We start from the raw sequence: 20,048 nt of genomic DNA on the forward strand, positions 1-20,048 counted from the left end.
TCCATTGGATCGTGTAATTAGCTATAAAAATTTATCGAGCCAAACGACTGAGGCCATACCCACGATCATCTGCGGCAGCGACGCACGTTTCCGGCATAAATTTAAGGCTTTCTGAACAGTAAGCTGAATTTACCCGGCCAAATGCTGGTGCAGGCCTCGCGTCATGCCCTTTTTCCTTAAGAGCGGCAACGAGCGACGCATCACTTTTCTCTTCATAAAAGACGACATCAGGTTTACCACTATGATGTAACCGCGATGCTTTTTGTGAGGTTTTTAACTCTTGCTTAGCAAGCAGAATATCTGCCATCACCTTACCCAGTGCCGATGGTCCAACGGCACCACCAGCTGCCGTACCAGCATACCGCGAGAATTTTGTGGGGTCATTGGCAACGACAACGCTAATTAATGTATCAATGCCGTCTGCAGCAGAACGTGGTGGTGCTGGCAGTACAATCCCGGTGTTTTGAGCCATACGACCAGAACCAAACAACCCATTCAGGGTAAAGCTACAGGCAACTGAATTGTTGTATCTATCAATAACAGCGAAACCTGCTGCATAAGGATTACCTGAAGCTGCAACAGGCTGATTGGTAAGAGAGGATATTGGTGTCGCACGATTTTCAGTATAATTACCAAAGTCTGTTTCAAGTGCCTCCTCGCTCAAGCTACCTTGTGCAGATAACGTTCCAGATAGAACCCCTCCCCGACTTGCCTGAGCTCGCTTCAATGCCTCAACAAACAGGTGCGCACGATCCTCAACATCTGCGTCGTCATAGGCTCCATCAACACTTAACTGCCCGATTAAATGGGCGGTAACATAAGCACCACTGCTATAGTCGCCAGAGAAGTGCGCCAAATCATCTCCAACTTTCACAGTCAATGGTTCTTCCATTACAGGAAGATAGTTGCGAATATCATCGACGGTTAAGGGTAAGCCAGCATCTGTTGAACCTTCTGCAAACCGACGCGTCATAGGTCCGGCATACAGATAACCAGCACCCTGTGCTCTCAACCCAGATAGAACCCCGGAAAGTTCAGGTTGCGTCAGAGTATCCCCCTCACGCGGCAAACGACCATCTTCACGCGCAAACTTACCCAAGAGTTCAGCATTCACTCCAAGACGCTCATTTGCGAGAGCCAAGTCATAGGCGAAAGCTCGACTGACCGGGTTTCCGAACCGGGCAAGATTTTCACCGTAAGCGACCAGTTTTTGCCAACGGGCAGATCCATACTTGGCATGAAGTGCTGCCATTACTCTTGGTGCTTTAGGTACGACGCCACCTGAAGGTGATGATTGCGGGAAGAAGTTTAATGCAACGGCTTTATTTTCTTCTTTATCATAATAAGAACAAACACCACCCGCAGCCAACCCCACACGGGATGGCATTGTAACAGACATGGTAAAATACATTGCGACGGCGGCATCAACGGCAGTAGCGCCATTACCCAACAATTCTCGCCCGACCTGAGCTGCACGGGGTTCATCCGCAGATACCAACCCTGCAAATCCCTTCACAGTATGGAGCGATCCTTTTTCGAGCTCACTTGTTGTATCACAAGCGGAGAGTAGCAATCCCCCCAAACAAACTGTTAAGATAGCCGAGCTGACTTTCGTCTTCCGGAAAAAGTTATCTTGCATTGCCGACGCTTTGCCCCCAATTGGTTGTATTGAACACTCTAAACTAGTGAGTAATGAACGTTGATAAAACGCACATCCAGCCTGATCTTACGTATCATAGCTCTTATTGCCACTGTTACTTATGCGTTACCAGCAAAAGCTCAAGGTTTAAACTTGATCCGCGACGCAGAAACAGAACATGCAATTCGTAGCTATGCCACCCCTATTTTTCAAGCGGCGGGTATTAGTCCGCAGAGTGTAAGGATTTTCATCGTCAATGACAAAAGCCTAAATGCTTTTGTTACCTCTGGAAATCGCATGTTCATTAACACCGGTTTGATTATGAAGGCAAAAACACCCTCAGAAGTCATCGGAGTTATCGCACACGAGACCGGGCACATCGCCGGAGGGCATGTCGCATTTCGCGGAGAGAACGTCGACAAGGCCGTCGTCACCAGCATTGCCAGTTATCTTCTCGGCATTGGAGCGGCAATCGCCACGGGCAAAGGGGAAGCCGCTGCAGTTATAATTGGTGCAGGTCAGGGTTTTGCTTTGAGAAATTTTTTAAGCTACACGCGGCAACAAGAATCTGCTGCCGATCAAGCCGCAGTAAAATATCTTAGAGCAACAGAACAATCGCCAGAAGGGCTGCGAGACTTTATGGGCGTACTCAGAGGCCAAGAAGTCTTACTCAGCAAAAATCAAGATCCCTACCTCAGAAGTCACCCTTTAACTCAGCAACGTTATAACTTTCTTGAAAATGAAACTCTTAATTCTCCCTTTAAGGGGAAGCCCGATTCGCCAGACACAATTAAATTTCATAACCGGGTAGTGGCCAAATTGGTAGGCTTCCTAGAACATTCAACTCAAGTCTTGAGGAAGTATCCAGAAGAAGACCAGTCACAAGCCGCAAGATATGCCCGAGCAATTTCTTACTATCGCTCAACAGATATTGAGAACGCGTCCCGAGAACTGGACAGTCTGTTAGCGGAATCGCCGGAAGATCCTTATTTTCTAGAGCTAAAAGGGCAAATTTTATTTGAATTTGCCAAGGGCGGGGAAGCTGTAGCCTATCTTGAAAAAGCCACAGAACTTGCGCCCGATGCAGATCCCATTAGAAGCCTTTTAGTCCGGGTTCTTGTTGAAGAAAACATCCCTACAGAAGATGACAAAGCCCTTGAGCACATCACAAAAATTCTACAATCTGAGCCCAACAATGCTGGAGTTTGGCGTCAGGCTGCGATTATCCATGGTCGCAGAGGAGATAAAGGCATGACGTATCTCGCATTAGCAGAGGAAGCGTATGGTCGCGGCAAATACGATGACGCCATATTGCATTCTGGGCGCGCAACCGAAGTTTTAGCCAAAGGTTCCCCAGCTTGGCTCAGAGCTTCAGATTTAAACAGCGCCGCGGACAGAAAAGAAAAGCAGCAGAAAGATCGTTCATAAGAACATTGACCCCACCTGCCTGGTCAACAAGAAACTTTGACTGCCCTTGCTTAGTTCGCAAGAAAGTTCTTTGCTAAAAGCTGCTCCTTTCCACATACTATTCACTGAATATTTAAGTAGACAGAGATGATTAAAAGATGTTCCCAAAGTTAAATTTTAAAAATACGAGTTTGGTTTCTGTCGGCATTATAGCCACTATGCTCTCAGGCAGCCCTCTCCTTGCGCAAGAAAAGAGTTTGGAAGAGCAAAACGCTTTCGATGAAGCTGTCCGCGAATACCTGTTAAAAAATCCAGAAATCATCATAGAATCTCTTACCCGGTATCAAGAGCTTCAGGCTTCTCGGGAGCAAGAGCTAAAACATCTCGCTGTCGCAGATAATTTGGAAGAGTTACACAATGCACCGGACTCACCCGTGCTTGGTAACCCGGACGGAGATGTCGTTCTCGTTGAATTTTTCGACTATCGTTGCCCCTATTGTCACAAAGCTTCTAAACTCATCCAAAAGCTGATTGATGAAGATCCGAACCTTAAGGTTGTAATGAAAGAGTTTCCAATACTCAGTCCAGAATCAACCATAGCAGCACGCGCGGCTCTCGCAGCTAACGAGCAGGGGAAATACGCGGAGTACCACTTCGCGTTGATGGACAGTGCTCAGGACCTATCACAAAACAGATTACGTGCGCTTGCAGATGAACTCGACATGGACATTGATCAATTTTCAACTGACATGAAATCTCCTGAAATCGGTGCCGCAATTTTAAGAACACGTCAACTCGCCCAACGTATTGGCGCGAGTGGCACTCCCGCATTTGTTGTCGGAGACCAGAGTGTTTCACCCGGTACGAGTTACGAGACTTTCAAACAACTCATAGCTGACATCAGAAATAATAAACAAAGCTAACATAAAAGCCGTAAATCAGGACTGTTTCCAAGCTCGGCTCCGATATATGTCCTGTACACAGGATAAAAAAGGGCCGAACTTAATCAGCAATGATTGCGCCAAGCCCGGGGCTATGTTAGGCCTAATCAATTCATTTAACTGAAATGAATGGTGTATACCTTTGCCGTCAGTGTTGCTTTTAAACGGACCCAATTTAAATTTGTTGGGTACCCGTGAACCAGAGATTTATGGTTCTGAAACCCTGAAAGACCTTAATAACCTGTGTATTCGACGGGCTAAGGCACTTGGGCTTTCTTTAGTGTGCCAACAATCCAACTGGGAGGGTCAACTGATTGACTGGATCCACGAAGCTCGTGGTATCCACGAAGGAATCATCATTAATCCGGGTGCACTCACCCACACTTCTATCGGGTTGCTTGATGCTCTCAAAGGCGTCGATCTTCCCGTCATAGAAGTTCATATTTCTAATATCCACCGTCGGGAAAGCTTCCGACATCAGTCCTATGTATCGCAAGCTGCCCTCGGGGTAATCTGTGGACTTGGACGTCAGGGGTACCTACTGGCGATGGATGCGATGGCAAACGTTTTAAACAACGAACAAGAAGCATAATGTCTAAACTTGAAGTAAATGAGAAGGTTATCCGTACCCTCGCCGGCTTGCTGGATGAAACGGACCTGACTGAAATCGAATACGAAGCCGATGGCCACCGTATCCGTTTGGTACGTGGCGGAACTGTGGTTCAGGCCATAGCTCCAGCTGCTCCAGTCGTCAGCAGCGCAGCTATTGCGGCCCCCGCAGATGGTGGCGTTCCTGTGAATGCTATTACATCACCCATGGTTGGTACAGCGTATTTAGCTGCAGAACCAGGCGCACCTGATTTTGTCAAAGTTGGCGACCAGGTTAAAGAAGGACAGACACTTCTGATCCTCGAAGCCATGAAGGTTATGAACCCTCTGCCAAGCCCGAAATCAGGCGTGGTTAAACAAATACTCGTCAGTGATGGAGACCCAATTGAGTTTGGTGAACCGCTGATGGTCATTGAATAATAAGCTGGCAAAAGAAGGCTCCATGTTCAAAAAGATCCTGATTGCCAACCGCGGTGAAATTGCTCTTAGAATTCAAAGAGCATGCCGCGACATGGGCATTGAAACCGTTGCTGTTCATTCCACTATTGATTCTGATGCCATGCACGTGCGTTTGGCCGATGAATCCGTTTGCATTGGACCAGCACCCAGTAAAGACAGCTATCTGAATATTCCTGCGATCTTATCCGCAGCGATCATGACAGGTGCAGATGCGATCCATCCTGGCGTTGGCTTCCTTTCCGAGAACGCTGATTTCGCTGAAATGGTGGAAGAGCACGGCTTTGCCTTTATTGGTCCCTCACCTGAGCATATCCGGATTATGGGGGATAAAGTTGCTGCAAAAGAAACAGCGATCAAACTTGGTATCCCTGTTGTTCCGGGATCAGATGGAGAACTAAAGAGTTCCGAACAGGGTATCGAGATCGCGAAGAAGATCGGTTATCCTGTCATCATCAAAGCCCGCTCTGGTGGCGGTGGTCGCGGCATGAAAGTCGCCAACAATGACGATGAACTTCGCGTCGGCTTTAGACTTGCTAGAACAGAAGCAAAAGCGGCTTTTGGCGACGATGTCGTTTACATGGAAAAATATCTCAGTACTCCTCGTCACATTGAGATCCAACTTCTTGGTGATGGACAAGGCAATGCTATCCATGTTGGGGAGCGTGATTGTTCCTTGCAACGACGCCATCAAAAGGTTCTCGAAGAAGCGCCATCACCGATGCTGACCGATGAAGAGCGTAATCGCATTGGTGAAATTTCGGCCAGCGCGATGAGACACTTTGACTACAAAAGCGCTGGCACAATCGAATACCTTTATGAAAACGGTGAATTTTTCTTTATTGAAATGAACACCCGTATTCAGGTAGAGCACACGATTTCCGAAGCCATCAGCGGTATCGATCTCATGCGTGAGATGATCCTGATTGCTGCGGGCAACAAATTGAGTGTGACACAGGAAGACGTCGTTCTAAAAGGTCACGCCATCGAGTGTCGTATCAATGCAGAACACCCTTTCAGCTTTATGCCGTCTCCAGGACTGGTAAAAGGGTATCATGCACCAGGTGGCCTTGGCATTCGTGTCGATTCCGCCATTTATGCCGGCTACAAAATTCCACCAACTTATGATAGTCTTATTGCAAAGCTCATCGTTCATGGTGAAGATCGTGCCGATTGCATTATGAAAACAAGGCGTGCTTTGCAAGAATACGTCATTGATGGTGTGAATACATCCATCCCGCTCCATATGGAGTTGGTCAACAATGAAGAGTTTCAATCTGGTGTCTATGACATCCACTGGTTGGAAAAATTCGTTGATAGTATAAATAGTAAGTAAGGTACGCTTAGGGATTACACGAGCATAATGTGTTTCAGGCATAAATGTTTAAGGCATAGGTGTTCATGGAGATCACAGCTGATCTGCTACTAAAAGCTTATACCATAGGGGTTTTCCCTATGGCCGAAAGTCACGATTCTCTGGATTTACATTGGATAGATCCAGAGAACCGGGGCATCCTTCCCCTCGACAAAATTCACATATCACGTTCTTTGCGCAAAACTCTTCGCAAAGCTCCTTTTGAAATCAGGTGTAATACTTCTTTTCAAGAAGTGCTCGAGAAGTGTTCGGCAACGACCTCCCAACGTCCAGACACGTGGATAAATCCGTTGATCAAACGCATTTATACACAACTCTTTGAGAGAGGCTTTGCGCACACAGTCGAGTGCTGGCTGGATGGCAGAATGGTCGGAGGCCTTTACGGCGTCTCTCTGGGAGGAGCCTTTTTTGGTGAAAGCATGTTCAGCCGGAGAAGTGACGCCAGCAAGGTGGCCCTCATTCATTTGGCTGCCCGACTTAAAAAAGGCAACTACAGCCTACTCGACACCCAATTTACGACCCAGCATCTCAGCCAATTTGGCACCATAGAAGTCGAACGGGAAATCTATAAACAGTGTCTATTTGAAGCAATGCAGGTTCCAGCTCGTTTTCCTCTGGAATTAACTCAAAAAGAGCTTGAGGACTTCATCGACAGCAACATAGGCAATTCGCCCGCAGTTTATTCGGACGACTAGCTCACGACATATTCTGGAGTATTATTCAGAAGACTGAATAGTTGTATCAGGCACTAAATCAGCAGGGTCCTTAGGCACATCAGTAGACGACCCGCAATTTACCAACCAGACATCATAAACCGGATGTTCCATTGCCGATACAGCCGGAGAAGAAGCGAACATCCAGCCTGTAAAAATTCTGGTCTTTTCTACATTTTCCTTCATGTCATCAATCTCTAAAAAAGAAACCGACTCTGGCGTGTCTTCTGGAGAACTCTTACGACAATCTCGTGCCGTGATTTCAAGGCTACCAAAGGTTACAGGTTGACCAACAGGGGCGCGAAATTCGGAAACCCGTGCCGTAACCTTGTTTAACCCCTGAAGTACAGCAACATCATAGCGGATCAGGTCAGCGGCTAAAGCTGGAGTAAAAACTAATACGCATACAAAACCCGCTGCTTTAATCAAAGTTGTCTTCATTGATATTTTTTCAGAACAATTAATTTTCTGAACCTTCATTGCCATAGGGGTTAACCAGCTCATTTACGATTTTCATAAGAACTTCGCGAAGCTGATGTTCGTCGCCGCCCATGAGAACCGCATCTTCCAAGGCATCTTGAGAAAGTTCTCTTATTTCGTCGAGATTTTCATTGAGGACTTTGATTTTTTCAAGGCAGGATAAAGGCGCTCCATTTGGATCTTGCCAAACTATCGGGGATTTATCCTTTTCACCCATTCAAAATCTCTCTTCAACTTAAGTTTAGGTCGCTTAACCTCTAATTAATTAAGCTATATCTTTAATCAGAATCTACGGATGAAAAAACAAACCGACCAAGAAGATCCATCAAGTTCACCGCTCCTTGCGTATTCTCAAGAGACCCGCCCGCCTCAATAAACTCGTCGTCTCCGCCAGGCTCCAGGCTCACAAACGATCCTCCCAGTAAACTCTCCGCCAAAATTCTGGCAGATGTACCTTTTGGAAGCTTGATCTCGTCTTTGATCTGAAGTGTCACAACAGCAAAATAAGTATCGTTATCCAGTTCCTGACGCAGGACTGTACCTACTTTCACACCAGCGATCTTAACGTCGGTACCAGATACCAATCCGCTGGCATTATCGAACTCCGCAACGATCTCATAACCACCAGTAGATCCGGTAGAATTGTTACTAAAGGCGTAGAAGCCAAAGGAAACTGCGACAAGCAAAACCAGCCCACCGATAATCGTTTCAACAATACTTCTATTCATGTAATCACCTACGGAAAAAGTGAGAAAAATCAGGGTGTAAGGCTTAAATTTAGAATATACATTCTAAATCAAACGTTAAAAAGGTATTAAAAGAGATTCAAATTACTCTGGTTGCCAGGCATCATAATCGCCAGAAACGCGTGGACGTTCCCCGGCTTTCAGCGCACTACCTTGTGGCCGATAGGCATCAGGAGTGCCTGTTTTATTAGGCTCATGATCGATCTGCCAATCATGTTTGGCATAACCACCTTCAGGAGGGCAATTGTCTGTCGTATGATGGATCCATGCATGCCAGTCAGCAGAAACTCGACTGGCTTCATTGTCACCATTATAGATCACCCATCGGCGCTCTGAACGCAGACTATTTTTATGAACGGCGCTTCCACCCTTGGTACGGTAAAACTTGTTGCCATCGCCATCTTGCCCAACAAGCTCGCCTTTGAGCCAAGTAAACAAACGAGTTCCAAGAGGAGTTCCAGCCATTTCTCTTCCTTAATTGGGCAGCGCCCTTATATCTTAGCTTTTTTTAGCTTTTATTAGTCATGCTTTAAACAGTTATGCCACAGTGACAATCACTATTGAGTTAACAAATCGACATCACACTTTGATGCTTCAATAAAGTTCTGGGCTGAATATTACACCGCAACCCCGCTCAGTCCAGCCTAAAGGGCGTAATAATGTCGTAAATTTACCCTTATTATAATTCAGCAGTTCCCTCAGGAGGTGAAAAAAGTTTGCCCATTTCCAGGACAGCTTTCCAATCCTGTTCGTCAACATCATAACCCTCTTCGGCAATATCCCGATTTCGAGCCTCAAGATCGGCAGGATTATAAAGCCGCGCGGGAGCTGCCTTGATCCCCGCCTCAAGCCCTTTACTAATATTTTCATATAGATTTGGTAAATCCAAACAAAGCAAGGTACAGCCTGGTATAAGACTTTCAGTTTTAGACAGGACACTGACCAAAAGATCACCAATATTTTCGGGCGAGATCCCCTGTATAAAAGCGTCGTGACTAACAGGAAGACCGTAAAGTTCGATATGAAGGGTTTCATCTGTTCCTGGAACACCAATAATTCCACGACTATGGCCATATATTTCCGTGAGGAGTTGCCCCTCTTCACTCAATGGATTGACCACAAAAGATGCAAAACAAGCATAGCCCTTCTCTACTGCTTCGTTAACCAATTGCCCAACCCCGATCAGATCACTGACATCTGAGAGAACAGAAAGCCCCATACCGCCTTTTTTTGCCTGTATAAAGGCTTTCTCCAAAGCTTGAGGGCCGGCAACTGCCAGAGATTGACCACCGCAATCCAAAAAGGAAGAATTTTCCTTTTCGGAAGTAAGCGCCACAAGGTTAATGTCCGTCTTGCGGTAAGCATCACTTTGGCGCGCCAAATAGCGAATACCACATCGATGAATGCGTTCAACCCACTGTATCATGTCTGAGGCACGATCGAGCGTGGTATCCTGGGCACCCCGAGCTTCTAGACAATCTTCAAGTTTATCTCGAAAATCGAGCAACGGTACTCTCATACATCGGTCTTTCATTTACGGCATTAACAGATGCCATCATTTACCACACAGCTCCTATAAGTACACGGGCTTAAAGCGTTTAAAGTTCGTTCTATAAGAATTCTTTGAAGATCTCTAAATTTGTAAATTTTCAGACAAATCGCTTTTTCTTGCCGAAAGCACCAGAAAAGTTTTAAGTGCATGATGCAACAGATCAGAGAAAGCACTCTTATCGCTCATCTCTACTGCTGGTTCACACCCTTATGAGAGAGAGCCGATATTGTCTTCAGGCGAAACAACCCATAGTACCACCAAAGTTCCATTGATCGGGATGATTTGCGGGCTGATCGGTGGTGCTTCATTCGGGTTGATCACCCCGTTATCTCCCCTTGCCAATGAGGCTGGCAGCTCTCCGTTAAACATCACCATTATACGGTTTTTACTGGGAACAGCTCTCATGAGTTTCCTATTGATAGGGGCGAGGATCAGCTTTCATGTTCCACGAGACAAGTGGATTCCTCTTTTTTTTATGGGTTTGTTTATTTTCACCGTAACCGTTTTTTATCTGTCAGCCGTTGTTTATATTCCCGTCAGCCTTGCAGCAATTTTGTTTTATACCTACCCGATTATTGTCACGATTATTGATCCTCTTTTACGACGGAAGATGCCAAGTTTGATACAACTCGGGCTTTCTCTGTTGGCGTTTGCGGGGATTGCTATCGCTATGGGACCATCGTTAAACGGGCTTGACTGGCGAGGGCTCGGCTTCGTCGCCCTCGCTGCACTGTCCATATCTGGGACACTCATCATCAGCCGGCAGGTGGTTTCTCTCGTAAATAACTTTGCTGTCGTATTTTACGTCAATATTATCGCTCTTATTCTCTGCGTACCTTATTTTTTAATCAGCCGGTCCTTTGATACATCAGAAGCTTTTAATTTTACGACGCTTAAGAATATTGTCCTGTCGGGATCTCAATCTGGATTTTATTACGCCGCAATCATTGCTGGGCTTTACCTTCTCGCCACCCTCGCTCAAATCAGTACTGTGCGTTATGTCGGGCCGTCACGAACAGCCATGTTTTTCAATATAGAACCCATCGTTACAATTTTAGCTGCGGTCATAATACTCGGCGAAAATTTAACTTCTCCGCAAACAGCAGGAGCTTTGTGTGTGTTAAGTGCGGTTGCGATCTCCTGTTACCGACCTGTTCGCGCTTAACGTTTTGGTCCACAGAATGGAGCTACCTCTCAAATTTATTTTGACCATAAAGAAAATTTATTAGTTGTCTAAGCTCGACAAATACAACTCATGGCACACCTTCACCTTTCTTTTCAGCCAATTCAAACCATCACTCCACCTTGTTTTTAAACAAAAACATAGTCAATCACATGTCTCACCTTTCAATCATGAACTTTAATTTTCCTGACACGAATCGGTAATACATTCCTGAGATTTTTATCATCCGTTTTACGCGTTAGATTCGATCTGATTATTCTCTTTTTTTCTGTAATTTTATAAAAAGAAAACAACATTTTATATATCCCCAGAAGAGCTTGATTTTTACGTCATTTTTAAGGCACATCACATTTCGTCAACCCACTATGCAACAGATTTATCCACAGGCTTATCAAGATCACCTAAAGCACAAAATGTAGTGTCAATACGCAAAATACTGATGACGACAACCAAATATTGTGGTTAAATCACTTCAGATCAACAAAATGTGCTTCTCTTCGCAGAAAACTGCAGAGTCATCAGACTTGCAGGCCTAGTTATATGAGTGAGTTCTGACTAAGGATATCAACAGCCTTTGTTCCAGAGCTTTTTTAATGAGTCTTGTTATATTTAAAGGGGATACGGCATGCGCATCGCACGTCGCTTTACGGAAACCGGGAAAGACGTCTATGACGCTTTTAAATTTCGCACCACAACCAGCGAAATCAAGAACCCGGATGGCTCCATAGTTTTCCAAGCTAAGGACATCGAAGTTCCGGCGAAATGGAGCCAAGTGGCTTGCGATATTATTGCGCAGAAGTATTTCCGCAAACGCGGTATCCCACAAAAACTTAAAAAAATCGAAGAAAACTCCGTCCCGTCTTGGTTGTGGCGCTCTGAGCCTGACCATGATGCCATGTCTGATATCCCCGAAGACGAACGCATCATCGGCGAAACTTCTGCAAAACAGGTTTTTGACCGTCTTGCAGGTACTTGGACATATTGGGGTTGGAAAGGCGGCTATTTCGATAGCGAAGAGGACGCGCAGACCTACTTCGACGAAATGCGTTACATGCTGACCAATCAGATGACTGCACCAAACTCTCCACAGTGGTTTAATACGGGCCTTCACTGGGCTTATGGCATTGATGGCCCGGGACAAGGCCATCACTATGTTGACTACAAATCCGGTAAGCTGACCAAATCCAAGTCTTCTTACGAGCATCCGCAACCACACGCCTGCTTTATCCAATCCGTAGGCGACGACCTCGTCAATGACAATGGCATCATGGATCTTTGGGTTCGCGAAGCACGTCTCTTTAAGTATGGTTCTGGTACTGGTACCAACTTCTCTCGCGTTCGAGGATCAGAAGAGCCTCTGTCCGGTGGAGGCAAATCATCTGGTTTGATGAGCTTTTTAAAAATCGGTGACCGTGCAGCTGGTGCTATTAAATCTGGTGGTACAACACGTCGTGCAGCCAAGATGGTGACTGTCGATCTCGATCACCCCGATATCGAAGAGTTCATCAACTGGAAAGTTATCGAAGAACAGAAAGTTGCCGCGCTTGTTGCTGGATCAAAAATTTGCCAAAAGCATCTCTCGCAGATTATGGCCGCTTGCAACAATGACGATCTCGACGACAAAGACCGTGTCGATCCACGTAAAAACACCACTCTGAAAGCTGCTATTAAAACGGCTCGTAGTCATGAAGTTCCAATGAGCTATGTTCAGCGTGTCCTACAGTTTGCCCAACAGGGCTACACAAGTATGGAGTTTGATACCTACGACACGGATTGGGATTCAGATGCTTATCTGACGGTTTCTGGTCAAAACTCAAATAACTCTGTACGTGTATCCAACGGTTTCTTCCAAAAACTGGAAGAAGATGGCGACTGGGATTTGATCCGTCGTATCGATGGGAAAGTTCATAAAAGCCTGAAAGCTCGCGAACTATGGGATCAGGTGAATTACGCGGCTTGGGCCTGTGCTGATCCTGGCATCCAGTACGATACCACGATCAATGAGTGGCACACCTGCCCACAGTCTGGCCGCATCAACGGATCGAACCCTTGTTCTGAATACATGTTCTTGGATGATACCGCCTGTAACTTGGCGTCCATGAACCTTATGACTTTCCTGCGTGAAGACGGCAGCTTTGACATTGAAGCCTATACTCACACAACACGTCTTTGGACCATTGCTCTTGAAATTTCGGTAACAATGGCTCAATTCCCGTCCAAAGCCATTGCTCAGTACTCTTACGAATTCCGTACTCTTGGTCTCGGCTACGCCAACATTGGTGGCATGTTAATGTCCACAGGCGTTTCTTATGATTCTCCAGAAGGGCGTGCGATCTGCGCAACTCTCTCTGCGATCATGACCGGTACAGCCTATGCAACATCCGCTGAAATGGCTGGCGAACTCGGCGCGTTCAAACGGTATGATTTGAACAAAAAAGACATGTTGCGTGTTATTCGTAACCATCGTCGCGCCGCTTACGGTAAAGAAGCTGGTTATGAAGGCCTCGAAATCAATCCTGTGCCAATCGCTGCCAACGACTGCCCTGACCAAGCCCTGGTCGAGGCTGCAAAAACAGCTTGGGATAGTGCTCTCACTCTCGGCGAAAAGCATGGTTATCGTAATGCCCAGACAACTGTTGTTGCCCCAACGGGTACAATCGGCCTTGTTATGGATTGTGATACCACAGGTATCGAACCTGATTTTGCGCTGGTAAAGTTCAAGAAGCTTGCAGGTGGTGGTTATTTCAAAATCATCAACCGCACAGTACCGGGTGCTTTGAGCAATCTTGGCTATAGTGATCAACAGGTCGATGACATTATCAAGTTTGCAGTTGGTCATGGTACGCTTAAAGATGCACCATCTATCAACCATGACAGCTTAAAAACAAAAGGCTTCACCGAAGAAGCCCTCAAAGCTGTTGAAGACAGTCTGGGCTCTGCTTTTGATATCAAGTTCATATTCAACAAATGGACCCTTGGTGAAGAGTTTTGCACCAAAGTTCTTGGCTTTACCGATGCACAACTGGAAGACATGAATTTCGACATGTTGGTTGAGCTTGGCTTTAGCCGCAAAGAAATCGAAGCTGCGAATATCTTCTGCACTGGCGCGATGACTGTTGAAGGCTCTCCACACCTCAAGGAAGAACACCTCTCGATCTTTGATTGTGCTAATCCTTGTGGCAAAACCGGTAAACGTTTCTTGTCTGCGGAAAGTCACATTCGCATGATGGCTGCGTCCCAACCGTTTATTTCCGGTGCAATCTCCAAGACCATTAACATGCCAGCAAACGCCGTGATCGAAGACTGTAACGATGCGTACATGTTGTCTTGGAAACTTGGTTTGAAAGCCAATGCCCTTTACCGCGATGGCTCAAAACTGTCTCAGCCTCTTTCTTCCGGTGTTCTTCTTGAGCTTGACGAAGATGATGATGTTGCAGAAGCACCAGCGGCCAAGCGCGTTGAAGTTGTTACTGAACGCATCATCGAACGCGTCATTGAAAAAGTTGTTACCGAACGCAAAAAGCTACCTTCACGCCGTAAAGGATACACACAAAAAGCCATCGTTGGCGGTCACAAGGTGTATCTTCGTACTGGTGAATATGAAGATGGTGCGTTGGGTGAGATCTTTGTCGATATGCACAAAGAAGGCGCCGCATTCCGTAGCTTGATGAACAATTTCGCCATCGCGATTTCCATCGGCTTGCAATATGGTGTTCCACTTGAAGAATACGTTGAAGCTTATACCTTCACCCGTTTCGAGCCATCAGGCATGGTTGAAGGCAACGAAGTCATCAAGATGGCAACCTCCATCCTTGATTACCTCTTCCGTGAGTTGGCTGTATCCTACCTTGATCGTAGTGACCTTGCCCATGTTGAGCCTGCTGACATTATGCCGGATTCACTTGGTAAAGGTACGGGCGAAGGTAACCTTCCAGAAGCACAGGACGCCGTAGCAGAAACTGTTCGTCGCGTAGCTTCAACTGGCTATGTTCGGAACAAGTTGATGGTCGTAAACGGTGGTCGCACACCTGATGAAATCGTCTCAGAAGTGAAACAAGAGATCGTCAGTGCGCCAGAAGTTGGAACCACAACACAAACGGTCACAGCCAAGGCACCAAACCAGCGTATGGAAAAAGTCCGCGAAGCCCGTATGAAAGGCTACGAAGGGGATTCCTGTCCTGAATGCGGTAACTTCACGCTTGTACGGAACGGTACTTGCCTGAAATGTGATACCTGTGGCGGGACCACAGGTTGCTCCTAACAGGAGCTTAAAGGATCAGCCATAGTGAGGTATGGCTGGTAGAGGTGCGGTGAGCCGCGAACAGGAAATCTTTCGAGATTTACAACCTCGTTCGCATCCCGTTTCTTCGCAGCAAAAAGGGTGGCTTCAGCCACCCTTTTTGTATTTCAAGTCGTTGACCCTTTTAGATTCGGAAGAAAGCCATGCATTATAAACGACACGATGTTTCTCAAAGGCGATAGCATCTATTAGAAAAACCATCCATTTCTATCTCTTTTGTTAACTTTCCTTGCGTCTGTGATCTGGCGCGCTAGAATTCGCGTGTTTTTTAGTTTTGGTTGGGCGTTACGAAATAAAACACCGTACGAGTGTTGGCTCTAACTCAGACTTCAGGACACGTCCCATTTAATGAGATCCCTGTTTTGAGACATCTTCAAAAGGCAGGGGACGCGTTCTTTATAATAATGACAGATAAGAAAAGAATAAGGATAGAGCTATGACTGGTATTGTTGACGCCCGTTTGAAAGAACTAGGTATTGAAGTCCCACAGCCTGCAAAAGCTGTCGCCAACTATGTTGGCTATGTAACTTCCGGGAAAAACGTTTTTATTTCCGGCCAGATCACAATTAAAGACGGCGAAGTGCTTTACAAAGGCAAGCTCGGCGACACCATGTCTGTCGAAGAAGGCCAGGAAGCAGCACGTCTTTGCGGCATCAACATCATTGCGCAGCTCAGTGCGGCAACAGATGGTAACCTCGACCGTGTGAAACGCATCGTAAAGCTCGGTGGTTTCGTTAACTCCACACCAGATTTTGTGGATCAGCCAAAAGTCATCAATGGCGTTTCTGATCTGATGGTTGAAGTGTTCGGTGACAAGGGCGTTCACGCCCGCGCTGCGGTTTCTGCACCAAGCCTGCCACTCGGCATCGCTGTAGAAGTCGATTGTATTGCTGAAATCGACTAAGCAATAAACGCTTACGCTTCTCGATCATCTTGTTTTGATCCAGAAACCCGTGACGAAAAAGGCAGGCCATCGGGCCTGCCTTTTTATTTTTCAATAACAAAAAGCGTCTTGTTATTCGTGTCGAAGCTTCCTACTTTTAACAAACTGCTACTCTTGATCTTTTTGCCCAAATCTCAAGCTAAGCCCACCCAAGTATGAGTATAATATATCAGGCCCTGAATGAACCAGTTGCGCGTTGAAGTTCACCCCAAAATTAGTGGAATAGATTGCACCGATTGGGACCGCTGTGCGCAAAGTGATGCGGCCGATAATAATCCTTTTATTTCCCATGCTTTTTTACTCGCCTTGGAAGAAAGCGGTTCAGTCGGTGCTGAAACAGGATGGCAACCACAACACCTCACCATTCAAGACAACGACGGCAAGGTAATTGCCTGTGCTCCGCTTTACCTAAAAAACCACTCTTACGGTGAATACGTCTTCGACTGGAGCTGGGCCAACGCTTATGAGCGTGCCGGGCGCAACTATTATCCCAAGCTGCAATCTGCGGTTCCCTTCAGCCCAGTCACAGGCAAGCGCCTGCTCGTTGCATCAACGACTGAAGAAGACACCAAAGACCTGCGTATTGCACTCCTCAATGCCATGCTGCAGATCCTGCAACAGTACGAAGCTTCTTCCCTGCACCTGACCTTCACCACAGAAGAAGAATGGCACCAGTTGCATAAGGCAGGTCTTCTAGCTCGTACAGGTATTCAGTATCATTGGGAAAATAATGGTTACGAAACCTTTGACGATTTTCTAGGCGCTCTGTCTTCACGTAAACGAAAAGCAATTCGAAAAGAGCGTCGCGAGGCCCACGCCCATGGGCTAGAGATTAAAACTCTCACCGGATCAGACCTCACACCTGAAATCTGTGACCAGTTCTATAACCTTTACCTTAATACAGTCGATAAAAAGCATGCCCATGATTATCTAAACAAAGATTTTTTCCTGATGCTCGGAACAAAGCTCGCTGACAAAGTCGTGCTTACCACCGCCTGGGCCAAAGCTCTGGATACTTCTGTCATGGTAGCGGGAGCATTGAACCTTGTCGGCGGAGATACTCTCTATGGCCGCAACTGGGGTTCCCACGGCCACTTCCCAAATTTGCATTTTGAGCTCTGCTACTATCAAGCCATCGACTACGCGATCACCCATGGCCTAAAAAAGGTTGAAGCGGGTGCACAAGGTGAGCACAAAATCCAACGCGGCTACCTCCCAACCAAAACCTATAGCCTACACGGCATCGCCGACCCCAATTTCCGTGACGCCATCGCCCGCTTTCTTCAAAGTGAAAACCCTGCCGTTGACCATGAAATCAAACATCTCTGCGGCATCGGCCCTTTCAAAAAGAGTGACTAGGTCACTATTTCATTTTGGCGTAGCGGTAATGTCCGGTGATTTTGTAATCAAACAACATGTCTTGCAGCTTTGGCCCTGCACCGATGTTATGGATGACAAGTGGAATACCATTGCCTGATTTCTGATCGCTAATGATCCCGATATGAGGCAACGATCCGCTCTCGTTCAAATTCCAGGACACGAGATCACCCGGGAGATAATCCGTGGGGTCATTTATTGGCGCGATCGATTGTCCATGACGGGTAAAGAATACTCGAAGGTTCGGTACCCGGCGATGATCAATATTCCGATCAGTTGACGTAAGCCCCCAGATCTTTGGATAACTATCAAAGCTTGCTCTCATGTCTTCATGCACCAGCTTTTGCAAATCAATATCCAACGCACGATAACTCCGAATTACAACATCACTACACACGCCGATGTCTGAGGGCACATCCCCACCCGGATAAGACATGGCGTGGTAACTGCCATCATAGATCACGCTTTGATCCGTCCGTTCCAGAGCAGCTTTTGCCAAAGAAGAACCAAAAAGCGTTTCGGCTTGAGCCTGAAAAACGAATATTATGCCTACAGCTGTATATAACAGACCACCAATTTTCCAACTCATGCTGAATATCTCCTGTCAAATGTTAGAGATAAACTCACAAAACAAGGTGGACGCAGTAAGGCAACATTATGCGCTTTCCACACGGGAATGCCTTATTGTTCACAAAAAAACTACCTAATCCTCTCCTAGTTTGAGCACTTATCATAATTTTGAATGGCCGATAAACGCACTCACAAATTTTAACAAACACTTCCAATTTTCCTTTAAGGGGGAGGAAACATGATTGATTTTACGACGGTTCTTGTCGTCATCGCCATTGTCATATTCTTGGGCATTTGTGCAATAATTGGGCTGGTATGCTTGCGTTGGCTTTATAGCCGTTATGCAGAGCAAACGTCTGGCATAACAGGGGATCTCAGCGGACGGCTTGCTAACTCGAACCCATTGATGATCAAAGCTGTGGTCATTGGCTTTTTGACCTTGCTGATGCTAATCCCAACTGCACTGGTCCACGATCTCATGAACGAACGACACAGCCTTTATCGCTCCGTTCTCTATGAAACGGATCAGGAATGGGGACAGGAACAAACCATCGCAGCCCCTCTTCTCGTGATCCCCTTTACCACCGAAGCCCGGATCACAGATAGCAATGGCAAGGACAAGATCGTTGTCGGCCATGACAAGCTGATTATTCTACCCGATCAACTGAAACTCAAAAGTAATCTCGAGCACGGCTTTCGCGAACGCTCCATTTATAAAAGCTTGGTCTATACCGCTGATGTAAAAGGCTCTGCGAGTTTTCATCTCGACCCACCGCCGATCAAGAACCTGCAAAAAATTCATTATGATCAAGCCTATATCGCAATCGCACTCACCGATAACAGCGGCATTGGATCTTCTCCAACCGTGACACTTGCCGGAAAAGAGCTGGAATTGACGCCGGGTACTGGTCTGTTGAATAACTATCTTAGCCGGGGATTTTCCGCCCAAATCGATCCTGAACAGGACCTCTCCGCCTTCTCGGTTGCGTTTGATACCACCCTGCGCGGCAGCCGGAATATCAGTGCCATACCACTGGGCATGAATACACAAATAGAAATCTCTGCCGATTGGCCGCACCCAAGCTTTCGTCAATTTCTACCAAGCACGCGGGAGATCACCTCGGATAATTTTAGCGCCACTTGGGAAGTCAGCCATCTCTCACGCAATTACCCGCAAATTTTTAACAATTCTGACGACCTCAACCTTGGTGAGATCATCGCCGAGGCTCAGTTATTTGAACCCGTTTCTCACTATGGCACCTCCATCCGGGCCGCCAAGTATGGCATCATGTTTGTGGCTCTGACCTACCTGATGCTGTTGGTGTTTGAATTTACCCGCGGTATCCGTTTGCATCTGGTGCAATACCTTCTGGTCGGGGTTTCGCTCTCGGTGTTCTACCTGCTGCTTTTGACCTTGTCCGAGCACATTAGCTTTAGTCTGTCCTATTCGCTTGCCGCAGGTGTCACAGTCCTGTCGATTGCCAGCTACATTACCGCCGCCACAAAAGGCACCACCAACGGCCTCGCAATCGGTGCTCTACTCAGTGCGCTCTATGGCTTCCTTTACTCAATCCTGCAGATGGAAGACTACGCCCTAACCATGGGCAGCGGCTTGCTTTTACTAGTGTTGCTCGTAATGATGTATATGACACGAAACTTGAACAGGGTTTCTGAAAAGGATAACGATGCTATCTCTTCTGATAAGGAGATCTTGGAGACATAGAGGGTTTAAGAGGGGCGCATGTCATCAGCGCTCC

Annotated in this window: 18 protein-coding genes; 11 read left to right on the forward strand and 7 right to left on the reverse strand. The window is 46.5% G+C overall.

The window, feature by feature from the left end:
* Positions 1-31: 31 nt before the first annotated feature.
* Positions 32-1,639, reverse strand: coding sequence for a gamma-glutamyltransferase (locus tag ACFSKO_RS11250; protein ID WP_380251535.1), 1,608 nt, complete (start codon positions 1,637-1,639; stop codon positions 32-34).
* Between the two features lie 60 nt (positions 1,640-1,699).
* Between ACFSKO_RS11250 and ACFSKO_RS11255 the strand changes: the two genes are divergently transcribed.
* The 6 genes from ACFSKO_RS11255 to aat all read left to right on the forward strand — a co-directional run bounded on the left by ACFSKO_RS11255 (position 1,700) and on the right by aat (position 7,122).
* Positions 1,700-3,067: a M48 family metalloprotease gene (locus tag ACFSKO_RS11255; protein WP_380251537.1), complete on the forward strand. Its 1,368-nt coding sequence runs from the start codon at positions 1,700-1,702 to the stop codon at positions 3,065-3,067.
* Between the two features lie 137 nt (positions 3,068-3,204).
* Positions 3,205-3,969, forward strand: coding sequence for a DsbA family protein (locus ACFSKO_RS11260; RefSeq protein WP_380251539.1), 765 nt, complete (start codon positions 3,205-3,207; stop codon positions 3,967-3,969).
* A gap of 154 nt (positions 3,970-4,123) precedes the next feature.
* Positions 4,124-4,579 carry a type II 3-dehydroquinate dehydratase gene (gene aroQ / locus ACFSKO_RS11265; protein ID WP_380252265.1) on the forward strand — a complete coding sequence of 152 codons (456 nt, stop codon included), beginning with the start codon at positions 4,124-4,126 and terminating at the stop codon, positions 4,577-4,579.
* Positions 4,579-5,016, forward strand: coding sequence for an acetyl-CoA carboxylase biotin carboxyl carrier protein (locus tag ACFSKO_RS11270; protein ID WP_380251541.1), 438 nt, complete (start codon positions 4,579-4,581; stop codon positions 5,014-5,016). Before aroQ ends, ACFSKO_RS11270 begins: the two co-directional genes overlap by 1 nt.
* Before the next feature lie 22 nt (positions 5,017-5,038).
* Positions 5,039-6,388 carry an acetyl-CoA carboxylase biotin carboxylase subunit gene (accC, locus tag ACFSKO_RS11275; RefSeq protein ID WP_380251543.1) on the forward strand — a complete coding sequence of 450 codons (1,350 nt, stop codon included), beginning with the start codon at positions 5,039-5,041 and terminating at the stop codon, positions 6,386-6,388.
* Positions 6,389-6,453: 65 nt separating this feature from the next.
* Positions 6,454-7,122 (forward strand): leucyl/phenylalanyl-tRNA--protein transferase, encoded by a 669-nt coding sequence (gene aat, locus ACFSKO_RS11280; protein WP_380251545.1) that lies wholly within the window; start codon positions 6,454-6,456, stop codon positions 7,120-7,122.
* 21 nt (positions 7,123-7,143) lie between these two features.
* Here the strand turns inward: aat and ACFSKO_RS11285 are convergent, their stop codons facing one another.
* From ACFSKO_RS11285 to ACFSKO_RS11305, 5 genes are all read right to left on the reverse strand, one after another.
* Positions 7,144-7,644, reverse strand: a complete 501-nt coding sequence (locus tag ACFSKO_RS11285) for a DUF2155 domain-containing protein (protein WP_380251547.1) — start codon at positions 7,642-7,644, stop codon at positions 7,144-7,146.
* Positions 7,601-7,837, reverse strand: a complete 237-nt coding sequence (locus ACFSKO_RS11290) for a hypothetical protein (RefSeq protein ID WP_380251549.1) — start codon at positions 7,835-7,837, stop codon at positions 7,601-7,603. Before ACFSKO_RS11290 ends, ACFSKO_RS11285 begins: the two co-directional genes overlap by 44 nt.
* Positions 7,838-7,898: 61 nt before the next feature.
* A complete protein-coding gene (mlaD, locus tag ACFSKO_RS11295) occupies positions 7,899-8,348 on the reverse strand; it encodes an outer membrane lipid asymmetry maintenance protein MlaD (RefSeq protein ID WP_380251551.1) in 450 nt (149 codons plus the stop codon).
* 102 nt (positions 8,349-8,450) lie between these two features.
* Positions 8,451-8,831 (reverse strand): NADH:ubiquinone oxidoreductase subunit NDUFA12, encoded by a 381-nt coding sequence (locus tag ACFSKO_RS11300; RefSeq protein ID WP_380251553.1) that lies wholly within the window; start codon positions 8,829-8,831, stop codon positions 8,451-8,453.
* Between the two features lie 214 nt (positions 8,832-9,045).
* Positions 9,046-9,885, reverse strand: coding sequence for a hypothetical protein (locus tag ACFSKO_RS11305; protein ID WP_380251555.1), 840 nt, complete (start codon positions 9,883-9,885; stop codon positions 9,046-9,048).
* A gap of 259 nt (positions 9,886-10,144) precedes the next feature.
* Here ACFSKO_RS11305 and ACFSKO_RS11310 point away from each other — a divergent pair, with 259 nt between their 5' ends.
* The 4 genes from ACFSKO_RS11310 (at position 10,145) to ACFSKO_RS11325 (ending at position 17,703) form a co-directional block, all read left to right on the forward strand.
* Positions 10,145-11,083 carry a DMT family transporter gene (locus ACFSKO_RS11310; RefSeq protein ID WP_380251557.1) on the forward strand — a complete coding sequence of 313 codons (939 nt, stop codon included), beginning with the start codon at positions 10,145-10,147 and terminating at the stop codon, positions 11,081-11,083.
* A gap of 643 nt (positions 11,084-11,726) precedes the next feature.
* Positions 11,727-15,362, forward strand: a complete 3,636-nt coding sequence (locus ACFSKO_RS11315) for a vitamin B12-dependent ribonucleotide reductase (RefSeq protein WP_380251559.1) — start codon at positions 11,727-11,729, stop codon at positions 15,360-15,362.
* 475 nt (positions 15,363-15,837) lie between these two features.
* Positions 15,838-16,305: a RidA family protein gene (locus ACFSKO_RS11320; RefSeq protein WP_380251561.1), complete on the forward strand. Its 468-nt coding sequence runs from the start codon at positions 15,838-15,840 to the stop codon at positions 16,303-16,305.
* 219 nt (positions 16,306-16,524) lie between these two features.
* Positions 16,525-17,703, forward strand: coding sequence for a GNAT family N-acetyltransferase (locus tag ACFSKO_RS11325; protein WP_380251563.1), 1,179 nt, complete (start codon positions 16,525-16,527; stop codon positions 17,701-17,703).
* A gap of 4 nt (positions 17,704-17,707) precedes the next feature.
* Here the strand turns inward: ACFSKO_RS11325 and ACFSKO_RS11330 are convergent, their stop codons facing one another.
* Positions 17,708-18,310, reverse strand: a complete 603-nt coding sequence (locus tag ACFSKO_RS11330) for a DUF1287 domain-containing protein (protein ID WP_380251565.1) — start codon at positions 18,308-18,310, stop codon at positions 17,708-17,710.
* A gap of 219 nt (positions 18,311-18,529) precedes the next feature.
* Here ACFSKO_RS11330 and creD point away from each other — a divergent pair, with 219 nt between their 5' ends.
* On the forward strand, positions 18,530-20,014 hold the full coding sequence (gene creD, locus ACFSKO_RS11335; protein WP_380251567.1) for a cell envelope integrity protein CreD: 1,485 nt from the start codon (positions 18,530-18,532) through the stop codon (positions 20,012-20,014).
* Positions 20,015-20,048 lie beyond the last annotated feature (34 nt).

The organism is Kiloniella antarctica, from assembly GCF_042682825.1.
GTDB lineage: Bacteria > Pseudomonadota > Alphaproteobacteria > Kiloniellales > Kiloniellaceae > Kiloniella > Kiloniella antarctica.